The following is a 19,582-nucleotide window of genomic DNA, read 5'->3' as shown; positions in this document are numbered from 1 at the left end:
GCGTTCGCCGCAATCAATGCCGGAACAGGCCGGGCAGGAACAGGCCGGGCAGGAACAGGCCGGGCGATCGAGTGCCGACGTCAGACCGGACGCGACTTGACGCCATCTGCGAAGAGAGCGGTTCCGTTCTGATCGATGATCTGGCGCGCCTTGCGGAAGGTGCATTCGAGAGCATCGTCGACGGAGGTGAAGACGTCCGCCCGGATGAAGGTGCGCTCCAGCGTTTCCCCGTCGACCACCTTTTCGATGCGTCCGGCCAGACGATACTGGCTTCCTTCACGGATCGGAGCGGCATGGATCGTGCAGCCGTCATGGGCCTGAGGTTCGGAGCCGACCGTCGGGGCAGCCTTGTCCTTGGATGCGCCGGAGAAGGCCGAAAAGATGTTCGAGAAGAATGATGCCATGCAGTCTGGTTAGCATATCCGCGCGGCACGAAGAAGGCCCCCTGACCACCGAAATGCCGGAATTGGAGCGAGGCTCGTCACCAAACCGCTCCCGGAGACGCCATGATTCGCCGCGCCTTGATCGCCTCGACTTTGCTGATCGCCCTCCTCTGGGCTGTGAACACCAGCCTGTTTTCGCGCTTTCCAGAAGGAGAAGCGCCGCGCCTGCTCGCTCATCGCGGACAACACCAGCTTTTCAACCGTGAAGGGCTGACCGCCGAAACCTGCACGGCAAGTCGCATCCGTCCGCCCGAACATGCATTCCTCGAAAACACGATACCGTCGATGCGTGCCGCCTTCGATGCCGGCGCGGCCGTGGTCGAGCTCGACGTGCACCTGACGCCCGACGGCGCCTTCGCCGTCTTCCACGACTGGACGCTCGACTGCCGGACAGAGGCGAGCGGCATTACCGAGGAAACGCCTATGGCGCGACTGAAGCAACTGGACATCGGCTACGGCTATACCGCGGATGGCGGCAAGACCTTCCCCTTCCGTGGCCGTGGGATCGGCATGATGCCGACGCTGACCGAGGTTCTCGACGCGCTGCCGGAGGGGCGCTTTCTCGTCAATTTCAAGAGCCGCCGCACCGAGGAGGGCGAGACACTGGCAAGGCTGCTGAATTCAAATGCCGCCTATCGCATGGCGGTGTTTGCCGTCTACGGCGGTGGCGAGCCGACCGAGGCCGCCATTGCGGCGGTGCCGGATCTCAAGGGCTACAGCGCGCGGAGTGCGAAGGAATGCCTGCTCGGCTATCTGGCACTCGGCTGGAGCGGTTACATGCCGGAAGCCTGCCGTGACACGCTCGTGCCCGTGCCGGTCAATTACGCTTTCCTGCTGTGGGGCTGGCCGGAAAAGTTCTACAACCGCGTCCGCGCGGCCGGCTCCGACGTCATCCTGCTTGGAGCCTACGAGAAAGGCGACACCGGCAGCGCCGGTATCGACGACGTCGCGACCTGGGGCATGGTGCCCGCCGGCTTTCCGGGTTTCATCTGGACCAACCGGATCGAGAAGGCCCGCACCTATGCCGAGGAGAGCGGCTTCTGTGCTGCCAGCCGCGGCGAATGCCGATTCGGCACCCTGCCCTCTTTTGCGGTCAAATGATGAGATTGGCGAGAATCTCGTTCTCGGTGATGTCCTCGAAACCGAGCCCCGCCCCTTCGAAGCGGCCGACAAGCTCGTGGAAATTCCGCCGGTCCTTCGTCTCGATGCCGATCAGGATGGAGCCGAAGTTGCGCGCCGACTTCTTCAGGTATTCGAAGCGGGCGATGTCGTCGTCGGGGCCGAGCAGGTTCAGGAAATCGCGCAGTGCGCCGGGGCGCTGCGGCAGCCGCAGGATGAAGTACTTCTTCAATCCCGCATAGCGCATCGCCCGTTCCTTGACGTCCGGCAGACGTTCGAAGTCGAAATTGCCGCCGGTGACGATCGCCACCACGGTCTTGCCCTCGATCGCCTCGCGCGGGAGCAGTTCCAGGGCGGCGATCGACAGCGCACCTGCCGGCTCCAGCACCACGCCTTCGATGTTCAGCATGTCGGTGATCGTGACGCAGATGGCATTTTCCGGCACCACCTGCACCTGCTCGGGAGCAAAGTGCTTCAAGGCCGCGAAATTGAGATCGCCGATCCGGGCGACCGCCGCGCCGTCGACGAAATTGTCGACCTTGGCGAGCGTCACCACCTCGCCCGCTTCGAGGCTCCTTCTGAGGCTCGGTGCTCCGGCCGGCTCGGCAAGCAGAAAGGCCTCCGGCGACAGGGTGTCGGAAAGATAGCCGATAACTCCGGAAGACAAACCACCACCGCCGACGGGAATGGCGACAAGATCTAGCCTCTCGCCTTCCGGCAGTTGCTCCTCGATCTCGGCAGCGACCGTTGCCTGTCCCTCGATGATGTCGGCGTCGTCGAATGGCGGCACCATTTGGCCGCCGATCGTCTCCACGTGTTCGCGAGCAGCCGCATAGCACTGGTCGAAGATATCGCCGAAGAGGCGGATGGTGATGAATTCGCCGCCGAAGATGCGGGTCTTGTCGATCTTCTGCTGCGGCGTCGTCACCGGCATGAAGACCACACCCGGCACGCCGAAATGACGGCAGACGAATGCAAACCCCTGGGCGTGATTGCCGGCGGACGCACAGACGAAGGTAGTCTTGCCGCCGCCTGCGGCGATCACCTTCCGGAAGAAATTGAAGGCGCCGCGAATCTTGTAGGAGCGGACCGGCGTCAGGTCTTCCCGCTTCAGGTAGACCTTCGCCCCGAGCCTCGCGCTCAGGTGCTCGTTGAACTGCAGGGGAGTTGCCGGGAATATCTCCCGCATGGCTTCTGCGGCCGCCCGCACGTCATTGCGCGTCACGTCATCCATCCATTGAAAAATTACACTTCTCCCGCTATGGCATATGGCCAGTGCGGAGACAAAGGTTCTTTCCGCGGCACCGCGAACGGGAACGCCTCATTGAACGTCAGCCTTTTCCGCTTCTCGATATACATCGCCGCGATCTGCGGTCTCTATCTCGCAACGGCGATGCTCATCCCCGCGATGGTGGACCTCTATTACGGTCATGCGGACTGGCAGGTTTTTGCGCTCTGCTCCTTCATGGTGGGCGGTCTCTCGCTGATGACGGCGATGGCGACCCGCTGTCCGCCGCCCGTCTTCACAAAGCGACTGGGTTTCTTGCTCGTCAACCTGCTCTGGGCTGTCTTTTCGCTGGTGGGCGCGGTTCCTCTGATGTTCGCAGGCCCGGGACTGACTTTCCCGCAGGCGCTGTTCGAGGCCATTTCCGGCATCACGACGACAGGATCGACGGTCATCGTCGGTCTCGACCACATGCCGCCCGGACTTCTGATGTGGCGCTCGCTGCTCGCCTGGCTCGGCGGGATCGGCATTGTTGCACTCGGTCTCTTCGTGCTGCCGTTCCTGCGGGTCGGCGGCATGTCCTTCTTCAAGATGGAGTCCTCCGACATCGCCGACAAGCCGTTTGCCCGGCTTGCCACGTTCACCCGGGCCTTCTTCGGGATCTATGTCGGCATCACGGTCGCATGCATCATTGCGTATGATTTCGCGGGGATGAGCCATTTCGACGCGATCAATCACGCCTTCGCCACCGTTGCGACGGCAGGTTTCTCCACCCATGACGCATCCTTCGGCTATTTCCGCAGCGATCTTCTCTTATGGGTGTCGACCTTCTTTATGACGCTCTGCAGCCTGCCGTTTTCGATCCTGATCGTCTTCATCGTTCGGGGTCGTCTCGATTCGCTGCGCGATCCACAGATCGTAGTCTTTCTCGCCTATTTGGGGGCTTTCTCCTTGGCGACGGCGGTCTTTCATCACCTTGTCAATCACGTCGAGTTGAACGACGCGCTCACCCACGCTTTCTTCAATTTCTCCTCGATTCTCTCCACCAGCGGCTTCGCCAGCCAAGACTACACACTCTGGGGACCTTTCGTCGTGATGGCCGCCTTCTTCGCCACCTTCATGGGCGGCTGTTCCGGCTCGACCGCGGGTGGCATCAAGTCCTATCGCTTCGTCATTCTCGCCAATATCGTGGTCATCGGCCTCAAGAAGCTCATCTATCCGAACGCCGTCTATTCGGTCCGTTACGGCCGGCAGACGGTGGACCCGGAAACGCAGCGCACGGTCTTCCTCTTCTTCAGCGCCTATCTCTTTCTCTGGGTGGTGGGATCGATGGCGATGAGCCTTTTCGGCTATGACCTGCTGACGGCCACCTCCTCCGTCATCACCGCTCTATCGAACGTCGGCCCGGGTGTCGGCGAGATTATCGGTCCGGCCGGCAATTTCTCGACGATGAACGAACCGGCGCTCTACCTCCTCTCGCTGATGATGCTGCTCGGTCGTCTCGAGGTGCTGACCGTCCTCGTGCTGCTGATGCCGATGTTCTGGCGCACCTGAAGCGGCCTCTTGACGGCCGGCTCTTTTGGAAGAACTCTCGACATCATCGGGGTTCATCATCGGGGACGGGAGGGTTTTTCAAATGTCATTTTTTCGCAGCGGGAGCCGCCGTCGGTTCCTCCATACCTGCGGCGTTCTTTGCGCATCGCTGCTTGCTGGTTTCCCGGCGGCAGCCGGTCCGCTGGCCGACGCCGCCAAGGTGGCGGAGGAGAAGGCCGCAGCCGGAGACGTCATCAGCGCTTACGAGACGATCGCGGAAGCAACTGCCGACTTCTCCATGGCGCTTCCCTTGACGGTCAAGAAGGCAGTGTTCGTCGCGGGAAAACCGACGGCCTACGGCGCCTACGACGAAAGGTCCAATTCGGTCTTCAAGGCCGGTGAACCACTGGTCACCTATGTCGAACTCCTCGGCCTCGACTGGAAGCCCGTCGAAGGCGGCAAGCGCCAGTCGAACTTCACCGTCGACCTCGCGATCACCGACACATCCGGTCAGACGCTCGCCTCTCAGGAAAATTTCGGAAACTTCACCTTCACCGGCTTCGTGCGCAACCAGGAGATATTCACACACCTGACGCTGGACGTGACGGGCGCCGACCCAGGGGACTATGTATTGCGCTACACGATCAAGGATACGGTCGGCAGCAACACCGCGACGGTGGAGCAGCCATTCACGCTCGCTGCGCAATAGAAGACTGACTGCTTGCTCTATTGGTGCGGACGACGGGGGTCGAACCCGTACGGATCGCTCCGAGGGATTTTAAGTCCCTTGCGTCTACCAGTTTCGCCACGTCCGCGCGGCTTCTGTTTCAACGAGTTGCTCGCAATCGTCAAGGGTGCCCGCGACGATTGAGATTTTCTGCGCAAGTGCGCGCCGGTACGCGCCCCCGCTCTCTTCAATCCTCGAAAGAGACGCCGAGTTCGGTGGTGGTGCGCCAGCGTACGGCGCAGTTGTGACGCTTGCCGTCCTCGAAGTTCAATCCGAAGGAATCGGGAATACCCGCCGTCGAAGGTAACACGAGCTTCGCGCCGCCCGGCGAGAGATTTCGCGCCATGCAGTCCATCGTCGAGAAGCCGTTGTTGAAGACGATCCGCGCTCCCTTGAGCGAGCGCAGGCGTGGTTCTGCCCTCTTTTCGTCCATCGCGTTCTACCCCCTGCCGAGAACATGCAATGTCACGCATAACACATACAGGGCGAGGAGGATTGCTCCAGCGCAAATCGTTGTCCCGGCAAACAAAAAAGGCGCAGGAACATCTCCCGCGCCTTGAGTGTCGAACGACTGAAAGAATCAGGCGAGCTTGGTCGCGATCCGCGCCACGTGCGCACCCTGGTAGCGAGCGCCCTCGAGCTCGACTTCGGAAGGCTGGCGCGAGCCGTCAGCGTCGGTGATGGTGGAGGCACCGTAGGGCGAGCCGCCCTTGACCGCCTCGACACCCGACTGTCCCTGGAAGGCATAGGGCAGCCCGGCGACCACCATGCCATGGTGCAGGAGCGTCGGGATGAAGCCGAGGATAGTCGATTCCTGGCCGCCGTGCTGGGTGGCGGAGGAGGTGAAGACGGAGCCGACCTTGCCTACCAGCTTGCCGTTGAACCAGAGGCCGCCGGTCTGATCCCAGAAATTGCGCATCTGCGAGGCCACGGTGCCGAACCGCGTGCCGGCGCCGATGATGATCGCGTCGTAGTCGGCAAGTTCGTCGACCTTCGCAATCTCGGCCTTCTGATCCAGCTTGAAATGGGAGTTTCTGGCAACGTCCTCCGGAACGAGCTCCGGCACCCGCTTGACGGTCACCTCCGCACCGGCCGACTTCGCGCCTTCGGCAACGGCGTATGCCATCGTTTCGATATGGCCGTAAGACGAATAGTAAAGAACCAGGACCTTAGCCACGGAATGTCTCCTTCGTTATGGGCGATCGCCCGTTTTTCTGATGCTCATGTAGCACTCTGCCTCACCACGAAAAGATCGCGCCTGCGAGACGCAGTGTTCACCATCCATCGCGGTTGCACCCGTGGCCGCCTTCGGTGTTTTCGTGAACGGTTCGGCCCGGCTGAGCTTCTCAAAGCGGGCGCGGCCGGCTAGATAGGAAGCGATCACCCCTTACCGGACGACCTCCATGACCGATGACATCAAGACGGCCGCCATGCTCGCGATCGGCGACGAACTCCTCTCCGGCAGGACGAAGGACAAGAACATCGGCCACCTCGCCGATGTTCTGACGCTCGCCGGCATCGACCTGAAGGAGGTCCGCATCGTCGGCGACGAGGAAGACGCGATCGTCGAGGCGCTCGATGCGCTTCGCGCCCGTTACGACTATGTCTTCACCTCGGGCGGAATCGGGCCGACTCACGACGACATCACCGCCGATGCGGTCGCCCGCGCCTTCGGGGTTCCCTGCTCCCACGACGCGCAAGCCATGCGCCTGCTCGGCGAGATGTATGCGCGCCGGAACATGGAATTCAGCGAGGCCCGCCAGCGCATGGCACGCATGCCGGAGGGAAGCCGTCACATCCCCAACCCCGTATCCACCGCCCCCGGCTTCATCATCGGCAACGTCTACGTAATGGCCGGCGTACCGCAAGTCTTCCAGGCCATGGTGGACAACGTGATCGCCACCCTGCCGGCCGGTGCCCGTGTCCTCTCGCAGGTTATTCGCTGCCCCTACGGCGAGGGAGATATCGGGACCGCTCTCGCCGCGGTGCAGGACGCTCACCGTTCGACGAGCATTGGCTCCTATCCGAAGTTCGACGGCGCGCGCTTCTCGACCGAACTCGTCGTGCGCTCGCGCGACAAGGGCGCGCTCGAAGCGGCGGCTGCGGCGATCTCGGCGATGATCGAGAAAATCGCCGAACAAAAACAGGCTGTTCAGGCCGAACGAGGACATCCCGCAGAGCCGGTCTGACTCGATCTTTTCTTCGTGACGCGGATTGACCGAAGTCAAGGAAGCGCGCCACAATCGCCTGCATAGAATTCTGACGCGGGGCTCTCCCGCGTCACCGCTGAGGAGGCAATCATGGCGTACAAGACCATTCTCGCAGTCCTGGACACTCCCAAGGACGCGCGGCAGATTACCGAGTTCTCCCTCTCCATAGCCGACCGGTTCGGCGCTCACCTCGTCGGCCTCCACGCGGAAGCCATCGCCTCCGTACCGCTGGTGGCGCCGATGGAAATCCCGGATCCGGCAACCGTACAGGCGCTGCAGGACATGGCGCATGACGAGACGGTGACGATCGAGCAGTTCTTCCGCGACCGGTGCGCGCGGGAAGGCGTTTCCTACGAGTGGCGCAGTTTTCTGTCGTCCGCGGGCCTCGGTGCCGCCTCGCTGGTCGATAGCGCCCGCAATTGCGATCTCGTGATCGCTGCACAGAGCGACGAAAGCCTCCTCTCGGAAAGCCGTGCCGAGATGGAGCATTTCCTGTTCGAGAGCGGCCGCCCCGTCCTCCTCGTTCCTTATATCTTCAAGGAGCCGAAGCCGATCAAGCGCGTGCTCATCGCCTGGAACGGTTCGCGCGAAGCGGCGCGGGCGACCTTCGACGCCCTTCCGTTCCTGAAGGGAGCCGACTCGGTCGAGGTCTTTTCCGTCGAGCGGCCTGAACAAGGAGGCCGCTCCACCACCGTCGCCGGCGCGGAGATCGCCGCCACGCTTGCGCGCCACGGCATCAAGGTCACGGTTTCACAGGCGGCATCGGACGAGATGCCTGCTCCCGCAGCCATCGAGAACCGGCTGTCGGACAGCAGTATCGACCTTCTCGTCATGGGAGCCTACACCCACAAGCGGTGGTGGGAAGCACTCTTCGGCGGCGTGACCCGAACCGTGCTCGATTCGATGACGGCACTCACGCTCCTCTCCCGCTGAGCGGGCGGCGCTGCGCCCTTGCCATGCGCCGGTAAAACCCGCTAATAGCAGCGGTCAAAGACGGAAGCCCCCAGGGCGACATTCGCGCGGTGCCATCCGCGCGAATCGTGTTTTTGGCCTCGCGCTGAACACGACGGTCGCTTCGGGGCAGTCCATCCGAAAACCCGCCGGTCTCCGGCGCCTAGCTGCCACGAATATTCTTGCGGAGCCCGAAGATGTCTCTCCCCGACAAAGCCTTTCCCGTTTCCTGGGACCAGTTCCACCGCGATGCGCGGGCGCTTGCCTGGCGTCTCGCCGGCCTCAGCCAGGAATTCCGCGCAATCGTCTGCATCACGCGCGGAGGGCTCGTTCCGGCCGCAATCATCTCGCGCGAGCTCAACATCCGCCTTATCGAGACGGTCTGCATCGCGTCCTACCACGACTACGTGAACCAGGGCGAGATGAACGTTCTAAAGGGGATCACCGCCGACCTGATGGAGAACGGCGGAGAAGGCGTCCTGGTCGTGGACGACCTGACAGACACCGGAAAGACCGCTTCAGAGGTGCGGGCGATGCTGCCGAAGGCGCACTTCGCCTGCGTCTACGCGAAACCCAAGGGCGTGCCGACCGTCGACACGTTCGTGACCGAGGTCAGCCAGGACACCTGGATATACTTCCCCTGGGATATGGGCTTCACCTATCAGGAGCCAATCGCCAAGGGCCACAAGGGCTGATTTTCCCGACGTTTGAAAGCAAAAAGCGCCGGCGAAACCCGCCGGCGCTTTTTGTCTTTGGTTGGCTGAAGACTGGCGAACCGTTAGACCACCAGGAAATCCTGATAGGTCAATGCAAGACCTGCCTTCAGGTGTGCGAACATGATCCTGCCGCCTGCGGCGCTGCCGTTCGAGTCATAGTAGAGATTGCCGGTATCGGTCTCGTAGATGATCCGGTCATTGGAGTCGTGGGCGAGGCCCGCGGCACTGGCAAAGAATGCCGAAGAGGCGAGCGCTCCGGTCTTCGTCAACGACTTGAACACGGCATTTTCCAGCCAGATTGTGTCATCGGCAACGGAGAAGTCGCTGATCGTATCGACATTGCTCGAGGAATTCAGCGTCGTATTGAAGACAAAGGCGTCAGCTCCCACGCCGCCCGTCAATTTGTCATTGCCGAGGCCGCCGTAGAGCCGGTCTGTACCGACGCCGCCATTGATGGTGTCGTTTCCGCCGGCGCCATTCAGCACGTTGTTGCCGCCGTTGCCGTTCAGAATATTCGCCAGCCCGTTTCCGGTGCCGCTGATATTGCCTGATCCCGTCAAGACGAGGTGTTCGACTGCAGTGTAGGAGACGAGCGACATGGTAACGGAGGCATAGATCTTGTCGACGCCGCTCGCGTCGACAATCTTGTCCCCTGTTGCACTCATAATGTAGGTGTCGTTGCCGGCGCCACCATTCAGGGTGTCCGTCCCACCGCGACCGTCAAGGACATCGTTCCCTGCTCCGCCGGTCAGAACATTGGCGGCGCTATTGCCGTAGATCCTGTCATTGCCTGAGCCACCGATCACGTTTTCGATAATCGTCCCGCGGGCGATGCCGAGATTACCGACGAGGCCGGCGGCATCGGAATACGTCTCCGGATTGAGATCGATCCGCTGCGCGACCTTCACCCAACCGAAATCGATGGTGTCCACGCCGCCGGTATCGACGATCGTCGCCGCAATGGGGTCACCGTTTGCGAACGAGCTGTAGTTGTACGTCGTGTTTCCGGAATTGATCGCGGTCGTGCCGTAGAGGTCGCGGATCGCCAGCACATCGGCGATCATCGGGGTGACGATCCAGGCGAAATCCGCGTCGACATAGGTGTTATCGTCCTGTGAGAAGTACGACATGATCGTCGCCTGCCAGGAATCGTTCAGATAGATATTGTCGGTGCCGTAGGTGGCGTTGCCGTTGTACGGTCCGGCATGTCCGAGACCGAGTGCGTGCCCGATCTCGTGAATATAGGTCTGCATCGAATAGGTGTCTTTTGTCAGACCATACCAGTCTATCCAGTCTGTCGAGATGTTGACTTCGGAGGAGACGATCGTGTTGCCGCTGGTCGTCGAACTGGACCAGGCTTCGTTGCTGCCGGCATCGTCGAAGGTGATCTGTGCCGAGCCGGTCGTGTAGGAGAACTTCAGCCCCGATGCCGCGGTCCACGCCGCTAGCGCCCACTTGGCGAACTGCTGGCCGGCCGCGGTCAATGCCGCGATGTTGACGGTGATGGTGCCGCCGGCGGAGACATCAAACTTGCGCCAGCTCGCACCTTCCGAATTCCAGTAGCCGTCCGTCAGATAGGCGGCAATCTGGTCGTTGGTGTAGACCGGCAGCGCGGCCTTCGTGACCGTTCCCGCAAACGATGTCTAGAAGGCGGCAAACGCGTCGTTCAGCCGGTCGGTTCCGTCGTCATCCGCGGAGCTTGCGTGGTGTTCCGAATGGAACGCATCATCTGCGACCTGCAAGTCGTAGCTGCGCTCATGCATCTCGAAAGCATCAACGCTATTCAGGCTTCTCGACATCTTCTCTACCCCCAATCGTCAAAGCCGGTTGAAATCAATATCCGAAACCTGCACCAGGTCGCGGGCAAACTTCGCGATCGTGCGCGCGTTCAGCGCAGCGTCCGAAATGCTGGTGCTAATGATCGGACCGTGTGTCAAGCTCCCGCCGGAGTGCCCCGCCCAGGAAAGCCTGCCGGAAATCCGCCGCTCGTCGAGCGCAATGATTTCGAGCCGCACGGCAGACCCGGCGGGCGGAGCGGCCAGGCGCTTGCGTACCTCGCCCTCGACAGAGGAACAGGCCAGCCGGAAATTTTCCGCCGCTACAACGCCTGTCCCTGCCTGACATTCGAAGACGAGTGATTCGGCATCCGCACTGCCGGCCATCGACGTCACCACCACAAGGGGCAATAGCTTCCCTATCTTCTTCATAATCCGGCCCAATTGCTTACGACGCTAAGCTACGAGGCAGCCTTTAGCGGACCGTAAACGCAAATGATCGCGCATTCGTTGTGCGTTAGCGCAGTCGCGCCCCATCGTGCAACAACGCGACCAGGCTAACGCACGATATGGACGCAATCGTGGATATCGTGCGGCGAGAACGTGACGGCGGGCCGCCCCACGCGCCCCGTCCAGGCGGGACCCAAAGGAAAACACAAATGATTCCATCAAGATCGCCGCTTTCCCCGTTTTCCACAGATGAACACACAAGATGTGGTGTTAACCATTTCAGGGCAAACCAGCCCTTGACGGAATCGCCCGTTTCAAAGTTAATGCATTCTTATGTTGCGGCGGCGGCTGGACCGGGATTAACGAGACCGGTTCGTTCCAGAAAATCGCGATGCGAAGCGAGGGGGCAGTTCACATGACGTGGGCGCAACCTGCAGGTATTCGTGCGCGTTTTTTTTGCCAAAGCGCGATGCAGGGACTGGCGGAAATAAACTGTTAATACTATATTTAGTGTTTGCAGCCACATTCACCACAAGATACAGGTCGATCATCACAGGAATGATTCACCTGAACAATATGAAGTGAGACCGGCTGCACGCGTCGAACCGAGTGGCCGGACGGGATTTGTCGCGCCGTCTGGCGCCGAACAACGAGGGACGAAGGCAGATGCGCATCGAACGCCGATTTACCAAGCCGGGTCAGTCGCCCTATGCGGAGATCGAATTCCGCAAGGCGGTGAGCGAAATCAAGAATCCCGACGGCTCGACGGTCTTCCGGGCTGCGGACATCGACGTGCCTACGCAGTTCAGCCAGGTGGCGACCGACGTTCTGGCGCAGAAGTATTTCCGCAAGGCCGGCGTGCCGAAGATCGTCAAGAAGGTCGAGGAGAATGACGTTCCTTCCTTCCTGTGGCGGTCCGTACCGGATACCGAAGCGCTGAAGGCGCTGCCGGAGAAGGAGCGTTACGGCGCCGAGTCCGATGCCCGCCAGGTCTTTGACCGTCTCGCCGGCACCTGGACCTACTGGGGCTGGAAGGGCAAGTATTTTTCGTCGGAAGAAGACGCCCTCGCCTTCCGCGACGAACTCGCCTACATGCTCGCCACCCAGCGCGTCGCGCCGAATTCGCCGCAGTGGTTCAACACCGGCCTGCATTGGGCCTACGGCATCGACGGCCCCGGCCAGGGCCATTTCTACGTCGATCCCTTCACCGGCAAGCTCGTCAAGTCGAAGTCGGCCTATGAGCATCCGCAGCCGCATGCCTGCTTCATCCAGTCGGTCGGTGACGATCTCGTCAACGAGGGCGGCATCATGGATCTCTGGGTGCGTGAAGCGCGCCTCTTCAAGTACGGCTCCGGCACCGGCTCCAACTTCTCCTACCTGCGCGGCGAAGGCGAGAAGCTTTCGGGCGGCGGCAAGTCCTCCGGCCTCATGAGCTTCCTCAAGATCGGCGACCGTGCTGCGGGCGCCATCAAGTCGGGCGGCACCACGCGGCGCGCCGCCAAGATGGTCGTCGTCGACATCGACCATCCGGATATCGAGGAATACATCGACTGGAAGGTCAAGGAAGAGCAGAAGGTCGCCGCCCTCGTCACCGGCTCGAAGATGGTCGCCCGGCACCTGAAGGCGATCATGAAGGCCTGCGTCAATTGCGAGGCCGACAATGGAGATTGCTTCGATCCCAACAAGAACCCGGCACTGAAGCGCGAAGTCCGCGCCGCCAAGAAGGACCAGGTTCCCGAAAGCTATATCAAGCGGGTCATCCAGTTCGCCCAGCAGGGCTACAAGGACATGGAGTTCAAGACCTACGACACGGACTGGGATTCGGAGGCCTATCTCACCGTCTCCGGCCAGAACTCCAACAACTCCGTCTCCTTGAAGGACGACTTCCTGCGTGCCGTGGAGAATGACGGCGAATGGAACCTGACCGCCCGCAAGGACGGCCGCGTCATGAAGACGCTGAAGGCGCGCGACCTGTGGGAAAAGATTTCCTATGCCGCCTGGGCGTCGGCGGATCCCGGACTGCACTTCAACACGACGATGAACGACTGGCACACCTGCCCGGCCGCCGGTCCGATCCGCGCATCGAACCCGTGCTCGGAATACATGTTCCTCGACGACACGGCCTGCAACCTCGCCTCGCTCAACCTTTTGCAGTTCAAGGACGCGAAGACCGGCAAGATTGCGATCGGCGATTATGAACACGCCGTACGGCTGTGGACCGTCGTCCTCGAAATCTCGGTGATGATGGCACAGTTCCCGTCGCGCCAGATCGCCGAACTCTCCTACGAATACCGCACGCTCGGCCTCGGCTACGCCAATATCGGCGGCCTGCTGATGTCCTCGGGCATCCCTTACGACTCCGCCGAAGGCCGCGCCATCTGCGGTGCGCTGACCGCGATCATGACCGGCGTTTCCTATGCGACGTCTGCCGAAATCGCCTCGGAACTCGGCCCCTTCCCGGGCTACCAGCCGAACCGCGACGACATGCTGCGCGTCATCCGCAACCATCGCCGCGCCGCCCATGGCCTGTCCGAAGGTTATGAGGGCCTGTCGGTCAACCCGGTTCCGCTCGTTCATGCGGAATGCACCGACCCGGCGCTCATCGCCCATGCGACCGCCGCCTGGGACAAGGCACTGGAACTCGGCGAAAGGCACGGCTACCGCAATGCCCAGGTCTCGGTCATCGCGCCGACCGGCACGATCGGCCTCGTCATGGATTGCGACACCACCGGCATCGAGCCCGACTTCGCGCTGGTGAAGTTCAAGAAGCTCGCCGGCGGCGGTTACTTCAAGATCATCAACCGCGCCGTTCCGGAAGCGCTGCGCACCCTCGGTTATTCCGAAAGCCAGATCGCCGAGATCGAGGCCTATGCGGTCGGCCACGGCAACTTCAACCAGGCTCCGGGCGTCAACCCCGGCACGCTGAAAGCCAAGGGCTTCTCCGACGACAAGATCGCCGCCGTCAACGCCGCGCTGAAGAGCGCCTTCGACATCAAGTTCGCCTTCAACCAGTGGACGCTCGGCGCCGACTTCCTGAAGGAGACGCTGAAGGTCACCGACGAGCAGCTTTCCGACATGAGCTTCAACCTTCTGGAGCATGTCGGCTTCTCGAAGAAAGAGATCGAGGCCGCCAACATCCACATCTGCGGCGCGATGACGCTGGAAGGCGCCCCCTTCCTCAAGGCCGAACATCTGCCGGTCTTCGACTGCGCCAATCCGTGCGGCAAGATCGGCAAGCGCTACCTCTCGGTCGAAAGCCATATCCGCATGATGGCGGCCGCCCAGCCGTTCATCTCGGGGGCGATCTCCAAGACGATCAACATGCCGAACGAGGCGACCGTCGAGGATTGCGGCAGCGCCTACATGCTCTCCTGGAAGCTCGCGCTGAAGGCGAACGCGCTCTATCGCGACGGCTCCAAGCTCTCGCAGCCGCTCAATTCCGCGCTGGTCGAGGACGAGGAAGACGAGGACGCCATCGAGGATCTGATCCAGCAGCCGGCCGCCGCCCAGGCGGTGACGGTCACGGAAAAGATCATCGAGCGGGTCATCGAGCGGGTCACCCGCGAACGCGAGAAACTGCCGAACCGCCGCCAGGGCTATACCCAGAAGGCAACCGTCGGCGGCCACAAGGTCTATCTGCGCACCGGCGAATTCGGTGACGGACGCCTCGGCGAGATCTTCATCGACATGCACAAGGAAGGCGCCGCCTTCCGTGCGATGATGAACAACTTCGCCATCGCCATCTCGCTCGGCCTGCAGTACGGCGTGCCGCTGGAAGAATATGTGGAGGCCTTCACCTTTACCAAGTTCGAGCCGGCCGGCATGGTCATCGGCAACGACGCGATCAAGAACGCGACCTCGATCCTCGACTACGTGTTCCGCGAACTCGCCGTCTCCTATCTCGGCCGCCACGATCTCGCCCATGTCGATACGTCGGACTTCTCCAACACCGCGCTCGGCAAGGGTATCAAGGAAGGCAAGACCAACCTCGTCTCCACCGGCTGGACCCGCGGCTACAAGCCGACGCTGGTCGGCGGCACGGGCGTCGACCGGTCGCTTTCCGAGCCGAAGGGTGCCTCGACGGCCGCTCCCGCCAAGGCATCCGCCGGCGGCAACGTGACGGCATTCGCCGGCTCCGCCGCCCGCAAGCTCGACACGACGGTGGCGATCTCCACCTCCGAGATCGTCTCCTTCAAGCGGGACTACGAGGAGCGCGCCGCCGAACTCGCCGAGGAGATCGAGGCCGAGACGGTGACCGACGAGGCCGGCCAGGAAAAGACCGCCCTCTTCTCCGACAAGGCCGCCGCCGACGCGGCATCGGCCAAGGCGGAGGCGAAGAAGGTCGAGGCCGAGCGCCGCATGCGCTCGATCGCTCAAGGCTACACCGGCAACATGTGCTCGGAGTGCCAGAACTTCACCATGGTGCGCAACGGCACCTGCGAGAAGTGCGACACGTGTGGTGCCACGAGCGGCTGCAGCTGAGGATGAACCACTCGCCGACGATGTGGGATGACATGAACTTTGCCATTTTGACGTAAACTTTGTCACAAAGAGCAGCTTCTGTCGCAGACGTGATCTTTCCGGGCACCGAAAGGTGCCCGGAAAATGCCTCAAGGAACAAATAGTGAACCAATCGTAGAAGTAGGCTCAGCCACCTTTACGCTACCAGGCAACATGCAGCACTCAGAACGGCCACACGGCGAACGAGAAGGAAGTTGTAATGAGTTGGTCCCGACACACGAGTCTTCAGCGAATTCGATCGTTCCGTGCCAGTGCGCCAGCCACCGCGATCAACCTCAGGAACTTTGACCAAGGTTACATGAGTGCGCGAAAGTCTTCGATCCAGGCGGGGATGAACCGCGGTGGACGGGCGGAGCCCTTGATCTTCGACGTTCCGCCGGATGCCGCGATCCTCGTAGACGGTGTTCACGTCTACATTCAGATGCTGGACTTTGCGGCCGCGATGATCGAGCGCGAGCGTGAGACAGAGGCGAGCCATCGTAGAGTTCTATCGATGCTCCACCTCAATTATGCAGCGTGCGATCAGGTCGCCGAGGAATTCGAAGCTCAACGGGTGGACTTTCATGGTGCCCGTATGCACGCGTTCATTGTCTCACCTCCGGCGCCGGGAAACGAGAATGAACGTGCCGAACGGGCGTTGACGTTCGCGGATGCCGTGAAGCGGGCGATCGAGGAAGTTGGTCGGACCACCGAAAACGGCCGTTACTCCACCTGCGTCCGTGTCGGTGTGGATAGCGGGCCCGCCGTGGTCGTAAACAGTGGGACGAAGGATGAGCGCGAGCCTCTGTTCCTGGGAGCGCCGGTCAACTATGCCGCCAAGCTCGCCGAGGAGCACGAACTGACACCCTAGCCGATGGTCCACGAGCATACCCGCAACAAAGCTGCAGACCACGTAGCTCGGCATCTGGAAATACCAGCAAAGACCTGAAGCCGTTGCGGCCTGCGGGCCAGCCAGCCGAAGCGACATTCCGATGGTTACGGTCCCCAGCCCGCCTGCACTAAATAGGATCAGTAGCTGAGAGTGACGACGAGTGTGTGTTTCGGCGTGGAACATTGCCCCCCTCTGGCAGGGTGACTGGAGTGAACCCATCATGCTGGACCAGGGGACACAGAAAACTTGAGACGCCCTGCGGGTCTCAATCGGAGAAGGCTCATGAAGTCCCGAGGTCCATATCGACGGCATTCGACACCGTTCAAGTTGCAACTCTGCCAGGATATTCGAATCGGGATTTGGAAAAGCCCGTGCTGAACTGCAACCGCGTGGCCCGCTCTCTAGGGACAAAATTGACTGCGGATGGGAAAAGTTGAACTGCGGTTCAATGCCCGGAAAACTTGGCGAACGCACTCCGTTCCTGCCATACGTTGTCACAATCCAGACAACTTGACCGATGTCAAAGAATGAAAGGTATTGCTAATTTAGCATAAGACCATAGTCTAATCGAACAGACACCGTTTCAAGCCCGGGGTCCCCTCTCGACTAAGGAGAGTTGAGTATGGCTGCTCGCAGAGTCTCGCTAGTCACCGGCGGCGCCGGCTTCGTGGGGTACAATTTGTGTCATCGGCTGTTATCGCAGGGCGATGAGGTTATTTGCCTTGATGACATGACGTCGGGCATGCCGCAGCACGTCGATGAACTCCAGCGGCATGAGCGCTTCCATTTCCTGCGCCACGACGTATGTGAACCGGTGACACTGAAAGTCGATCGCATCTTCAATCTCGCGTGTCCGGCCTCGCCGCCCGCTTATCAGGCGGATCCCATTAAAACGGTACTCACCAGTGTTCTCGGGGTACGCAACATGCTTGAGTTGGCTCTGGCAAACGATGCCAGATTGCTGCACGCCTCAACCTCTGAGGTCTATGGCGACCCGCTGGAGCACCCTCAGCGGGAGAGCTACAACGGCAACGTGAAGACAATGGGACCCCGTGCCTGCTACGATGAAGGAAAGCGCTGTGCAGAGACGCTGCTCCACGACTATCACCGGGTCCGCGGTGCCGACGTGCGGGTTGCGCGCATCTTCAACACCTATGGGCCTGGCATGCGCACCGATGATGGCCGGGCGGTATCCAATTTCATCGTCCAGGCGCTGGCAGGCGAGGACCTGACGGTTTACGGGGACGGCAGCTATACCCGGTCCTTCTGCTACGTCGACGATCTGATCGACGGGATCTTGCGGCTGATGGAACTCGATGGCGATCATTCGCAGCCGGTCAACCTCGGCAACCCCCACGAGATCGCGATCAAGGAATTGGCCGAACTCGTGCTCGCTGCAACAGGGTCCCAGTCACGCATCGTGCATCTGGCGAATGCTGTCGACGACCCAAAGGTCCGCTGCCCAGACATCACGCGGGCGACGGCACTGCTCGGCTGGCGGCCGAAAGTCGATATCGGGGACGGGCTTCGCCCTACCATCGACTATTTCCGCGTGCTGACGGGCACGGTCGATACCGTGGCGTAGTTCTCTCAGCTCGGTGAAGGACGGACGCAATGAGCGCGATACCGCGTGTCAGTGACGATGCCAACCAATTAAAGGGCCCGATAGTGGAGCGACAGCTCTTGCAGCCCGTGTTTTCCGGATGGAAAAAGGCCGTCAACTGGACCGGCATACTCGTATGGTTAGCCTGCGTCGTCCATCTCGCCGAATGGTGGTTCGACCCCGCTCACATCGAGAGCTACCCGCGCTTCATCGCAGTCACCATTGCGCTGTCATGGGTCACATTGATCCCCTCCTATTTCATCTTCATCTTCGCCTTCGCAAAGATACCTTCGGAAAACCTGGAAGTGCCAGCGGACTGGCGGATCGCTGCCGTCGTCGCCAAGGCTCCATCAGAGCCGCTGAGCGTCGCGCAGAAGACCTTGCTCGGAGCGCTGAACCAGGAGGGCGTGCGGCACGACGTGTGGCTCGCCGACGAGAAGCCCGACGCGGAAACGCTCGCCTGGTGTCGCAAACATGGCATTCAGGTCTCGACCAGGCACGGGGTCGAGGAATACCAGCGGCCCGACTGGCCCAGACGGGCCCGCTGCAAGGAGGGCAATCTCGCCTATTTCTACGATCACTACGGCTACAGCCGCTATGATATCGTGTCCCAGTTCGACGTGGACCACATACCGTCTCCCGGCTACTTGAAGCACGCAGTAACCCCGTTCCTCGACCCGAAGGTCGGCTACGTGTCGGCGCCCAGCATCTGCGACACCAATGCTTCGGAGAGCTGGTCAGCGCGAGCACGGCTCTATGCCGAGGCGAGCCTGCATGGGGCGTTGCAGGCCGGCTATAATGCGGGCTGGGCCCCGATCTGCATCGGCTCGCACTATACCGTGCGCACGGCAGCGCTAAAACAGATCGGCGGGCTGGGTCCGGAACTGGCCGAGGACCACTCCACCACGCTGATGTTCAATGCGGGCGGTTGGCGCGGGGTTCATGCCATCAACGCGATCGCGCACGGCGCGGGACCGGACATCTTCAGCGACCTTGTCGTACAGGAATTCCAGTGGTCGCGCAGCCTGATGACGATCCTCCTGAAATACTCGCCGGCCTACGTGCCGAAGCTTCGTGGGCGCATCCTGTTCGAGTTCCTGTTCTCGCAGCTCTGGTACCCGCGATTTTCCCTCATAATGCCGATTATGTACCTGATGCCGATCTATGCGCTGGTCAGCGGTGCGCCGATGGCAAACGTGACCTATGTGGATTTCATGGCGCATATGCTTCCGGTCTCGACGGTGGTTCTTATCCTGGCCTACTGGTGGCGCTGGACAGGGTTGTTTCGCCCCGCGGACGCAAAGATCCTTTCCTGGGAAGGCATGGCCTTCCTCTTCTTGCGCTGGCCGTGGTCCCTCTTCGGCACGGTGTTGGCGGTCTTCGACTATCTGCGCGTGCAGCGCGGCAAACAAGGTGAGACGCAGCGTCAATTAGGATG

At 61.3% G+C, this 19,582-nt stretch carries 17 protein-coding genes and 1 tRNA gene; 10 read left to right on the top strand and 8 right to left on the bottom strand.

What is annotated here, in order from left to right; all coding sequences use genetic code 11:
• Positions 1 to 80: 80 nt before the first annotated feature.
• Positions 81 to 404 carry an HlyU family transcriptional regulator gene (locus ACM6UT_RS20335; protein ID WP_416799168.1) on the bottom strand — a complete coding sequence of 108 codons (324 nt, stop codon included), beginning with the start codon at positions 402 to 404 and terminating at the stop codon, positions 81 to 83.
• A 102-nt stretch (positions 405 to 506) separates the two neighbouring features.
• Between ACM6UT_RS20335 and ACM6UT_RS20330 the strand changes: the two genes are divergently transcribed.
• The gene (locus ACM6UT_RS20330) at positions 507 to 1,544 is read left to right on the top strand and encodes a glycerophosphodiester phosphodiesterase family protein (RefSeq protein WP_416799167.1); all 1,038 of its coding nucleotides are present in this window, start codon (positions 507 to 509) and stop codon (positions 1,542 to 1,544) included.
• Here the strand turns inward: ACM6UT_RS20330 and ilvA are convergent.
• Positions 1,537 to 2,787, bottom strand: a complete 1,251-nt coding sequence (gene ilvA, locus ACM6UT_RS20325) for a threonine ammonia-lyase (protein WP_416799166.1) — start codon at positions 2,785 to 2,787, stop codon at positions 1,537 to 1,539. The genes ACM6UT_RS20330 and ilvA overlap by 8 nt on opposite strands.
• Positions 2,788 to 2,886: 99 nt before the next feature.
• Between ilvA and ACM6UT_RS20320 the strand changes: the two genes are divergently transcribed.
• Both ACM6UT_RS20320 and ACM6UT_RS20315 read left to right on the top strand, forming a co-directional pair.
• Positions 2,887 to 4,341 carry a TrkH family potassium uptake protein gene (locus ACM6UT_RS20320; protein ID WP_416799165.1) on the top strand — a complete coding sequence of 485 codons (1,455 nt, stop codon included), beginning with the start codon at positions 2,887 to 2,889 and terminating at the stop codon, positions 4,339 to 4,341.
• Between the two features lie 82 nt (positions 4,342 to 4,423).
• Positions 4,424 to 5,029 carry a hypothetical protein gene (locus ACM6UT_RS20315; RefSeq protein ID WP_416799164.1) on the top strand — a complete coding sequence of 202 codons (606 nt, stop codon included), beginning with the start codon at positions 4,424 to 4,426 and terminating at the stop codon, positions 5,027 to 5,029.
• A 21-nt stretch (positions 5,030 to 5,050) separates the two neighbouring features.
• Here the strand turns inward: ACM6UT_RS20315 and ACM6UT_RS20310 are convergent.
• The 3 genes from ACM6UT_RS20310 to wrbA form a co-directional block, all read right to left on the bottom strand.
• Positions 5,051 to 5,135 (bottom strand) — tRNA-Leu (locus ACM6UT_RS20310).
• 99 nt (positions 5,136 to 5,234) lie between these two features.
• A complete protein-coding gene (locus tag ACM6UT_RS20305) occupies positions 5,235 to 5,480 on the bottom strand; it encodes a PilZ domain-containing protein (protein WP_416799163.1) in 246 nt (81 codons plus the stop codon).
• A gap of 147 nt (positions 5,481 to 5,627) precedes the next feature.
• Positions 5,628 to 6,224: an NAD(P)H:quinone oxidoreductase gene (wrbA, locus tag ACM6UT_RS20300; protein WP_416799162.1), complete on the bottom strand. Its 597-nt coding sequence runs from the start codon at positions 6,222 to 6,224 to the stop codon at positions 5,628 to 5,630.
• Between the two features lie 226 nt (positions 6,225 to 6,450).
• Here wrbA and ACM6UT_RS20295 point away from each other — a divergent pair, with 226 nt between their 5' ends.
• The 3 genes from ACM6UT_RS20295 (at position 6,451) to gpt (ending at position 8,903) form a co-directional block, all read left to right on the top strand.
• Positions 6,451 to 7,236 (top strand): competence/damage-inducible protein A, encoded by a 786-nt coding sequence (locus tag ACM6UT_RS20295; RefSeq protein WP_416799161.1) that lies wholly within the window; start codon positions 6,451 to 6,453, stop codon positions 7,234 to 7,236.
• Positions 7,237 to 7,347: 111 nt separating this feature from the next.
• Complete coding sequence (locus ACM6UT_RS20290) at positions 7,348 to 8,190, top strand: universal stress protein (RefSeq protein WP_416799160.1); 843 nt, start codon at positions 7,348 to 7,350, stop codon at positions 8,188 to 8,190.
• Positions 8,191 to 8,405: 215 nt separating this feature from the next.
• Entirely contained in the window at positions 8,406 to 8,903 is a 498-nt protein-coding gene (gene gpt / locus ACM6UT_RS20285; RefSeq protein WP_416799159.1) for a xanthine phosphoribosyltransferase, read from the top strand.
• 83 nt (positions 8,904 to 8,986) lie between these two features.
• Here the strand turns inward: gpt and ACM6UT_RS20280 are convergent, their stop codons facing one another.
• From ACM6UT_RS20280 to ACM6UT_RS20270, 3 genes are all read right to left on the bottom strand, one after another.
• Positions 8,987 to 10,408 (bottom strand): M10 family metallopeptidase, encoded by a 1,422-nt coding sequence (locus ACM6UT_RS20280; RefSeq protein WP_416799158.1) that lies wholly within the window; start codon positions 10,406 to 10,408, stop codon positions 8,987 to 8,989.
• A 159-nt stretch (positions 10,409 to 10,567) separates the two neighbouring features.
• Positions 10,568 to 10,723, bottom strand: coding sequence for a hypothetical protein (locus ACM6UT_RS20275; protein ID WP_416799157.1), 156 nt, complete (start codon positions 10,721 to 10,723; stop codon positions 10,568 to 10,570).
• A gap of 18 nt (positions 10,724 to 10,741) precedes the next feature.
• Positions 10,742 to 11,086, bottom strand: coding sequence for a hypothetical protein (locus ACM6UT_RS20270; RefSeq protein WP_416799156.1), 345 nt, complete (start codon positions 11,084 to 11,086; stop codon positions 10,742 to 10,744).
• 729 nt (positions 11,087 to 11,815) lie between these two features.
• Here ACM6UT_RS20270 and ACM6UT_RS20265 point away from each other — a divergent pair.
• The 4 genes from ACM6UT_RS20265 to ACM6UT_RS20250 form a co-directional block, all read left to right on the top strand.
• Complete coding sequence (locus tag ACM6UT_RS20265; RefSeq protein WP_416799155.1) at positions 11,816 to 15,631, top strand: vitamin B12-dependent ribonucleotide reductase; 3,816 nt, start codon at positions 11,816 to 11,818, stop codon at positions 15,629 to 15,631.
• A gap of 397 nt (positions 15,632 to 16,028) precedes the next feature.
• Complete coding sequence (locus ACM6UT_RS20260; RefSeq protein ID WP_416799154.1) at positions 16,029 to 16,520, top strand: hypothetical protein; 492 nt, start codon at positions 16,029 to 16,031, stop codon at positions 16,518 to 16,520.
• Positions 16,521 to 17,163: 643 nt separating this feature from the next.
• Complete coding sequence (locus ACM6UT_RS20255; RefSeq protein WP_416799153.1) at positions 17,164 to 18,126, top strand: UDP-glucuronic acid decarboxylase family protein; 963 nt, start codon at positions 17,164 to 17,166, stop codon at positions 18,124 to 18,126.
• A gap of 29 nt (positions 18,127 to 18,155) precedes the next feature.
• On the top strand, positions 18,156 to 19,582 hold a 1,427-nt coding region (locus ACM6UT_RS20250; RefSeq protein ID WP_416799152.1), incomplete at its 3' end, for a glycosyltransferase.

The sequence above is a fragment of the Ciceribacter azotifigens genome (genome assembly GCF_048159625.1).
GTDB lineage: Bacteria > Pseudomonadota > Alphaproteobacteria > Rhizobiales > Rhizobiaceae > Allorhizobium > Allorhizobium azotifigens.
The sequence above is the reverse complement of the archived record's forward strand: the minus strand, read 5'-3'. Positions and strand labels throughout refer to the sequence as shown.

Coding starts and splice junctions, on each gene's coding strand:
- ACM6UT_RS20335 (WP_416799168.1), bottom strand. CDS start 404: ATGGCATCATTCTTCTCGAACATCTTTTCGGCCTTCTCCGGCGCATCC.
- ACM6UT_RS20330 (WP_416799167.1), top strand. CDS start 507: ATGATTCGCCGCGCCTTGATCGCCTCGACTTTGCTGATCGCCCTCCTC.
- ACM6UT_RS20315 (WP_416799164.1), top strand. CDS start 4,424: ATGTCATTTTTTCGCAGCGGGAGCCGCCGTCGGTTCCTCCATACCTGC.
- ACM6UT_RS20305 (WP_416799163.1), bottom strand. CDS start 5,480: ATGGACGAAAAGAGGGCAGAACCACGCCTGCGCTCGCTCAAGGGAGCG.
- ACM6UT_RS20295 (WP_416799161.1), top strand. CDS start 6,451: ATGACCGATGACATCAAGACGGCCGCCATGCTCGCGATCGGCGACGAA.
- ACM6UT_RS20290 (WP_416799160.1), top strand. CDS start 7,348: ATGGCGTACAAGACCATTCTCGCAGTCCTGGACACTCCCAAGGACGCG.
- gpt (WP_416799159.1), top strand. CDS start 8,406: ATGTCTCTCCCCGACAAAGCCTTTCCCGTTTCCTGGGACCAGTTCCAC.
- ACM6UT_RS20275 (WP_416799157.1), bottom strand. CDS start 10,723: ATGTCGAGAAGCCTGAATAGCGTTGATGCTTTCGAGATGCATGAGCGC.
- ACM6UT_RS20270 (WP_416799156.1), bottom strand. CDS start 11,086: ATGGCCGGCAGTGCGGATGCCGAATCACTCGTCTTCGAATGTCAGGCA.
- ACM6UT_RS20265 (WP_416799155.1), top strand. CDS start 11,816: ATGCGCATCGAACGCCGATTTACCAAGCCGGGTCAGTCGCCCTATGCG.
- ACM6UT_RS20255 (WP_416799153.1), top strand. CDS start 17,164: ATGGCTGCTCGCAGAGTCTCGCTAGTCACCGGCGGCGCCGGCTTCGTG.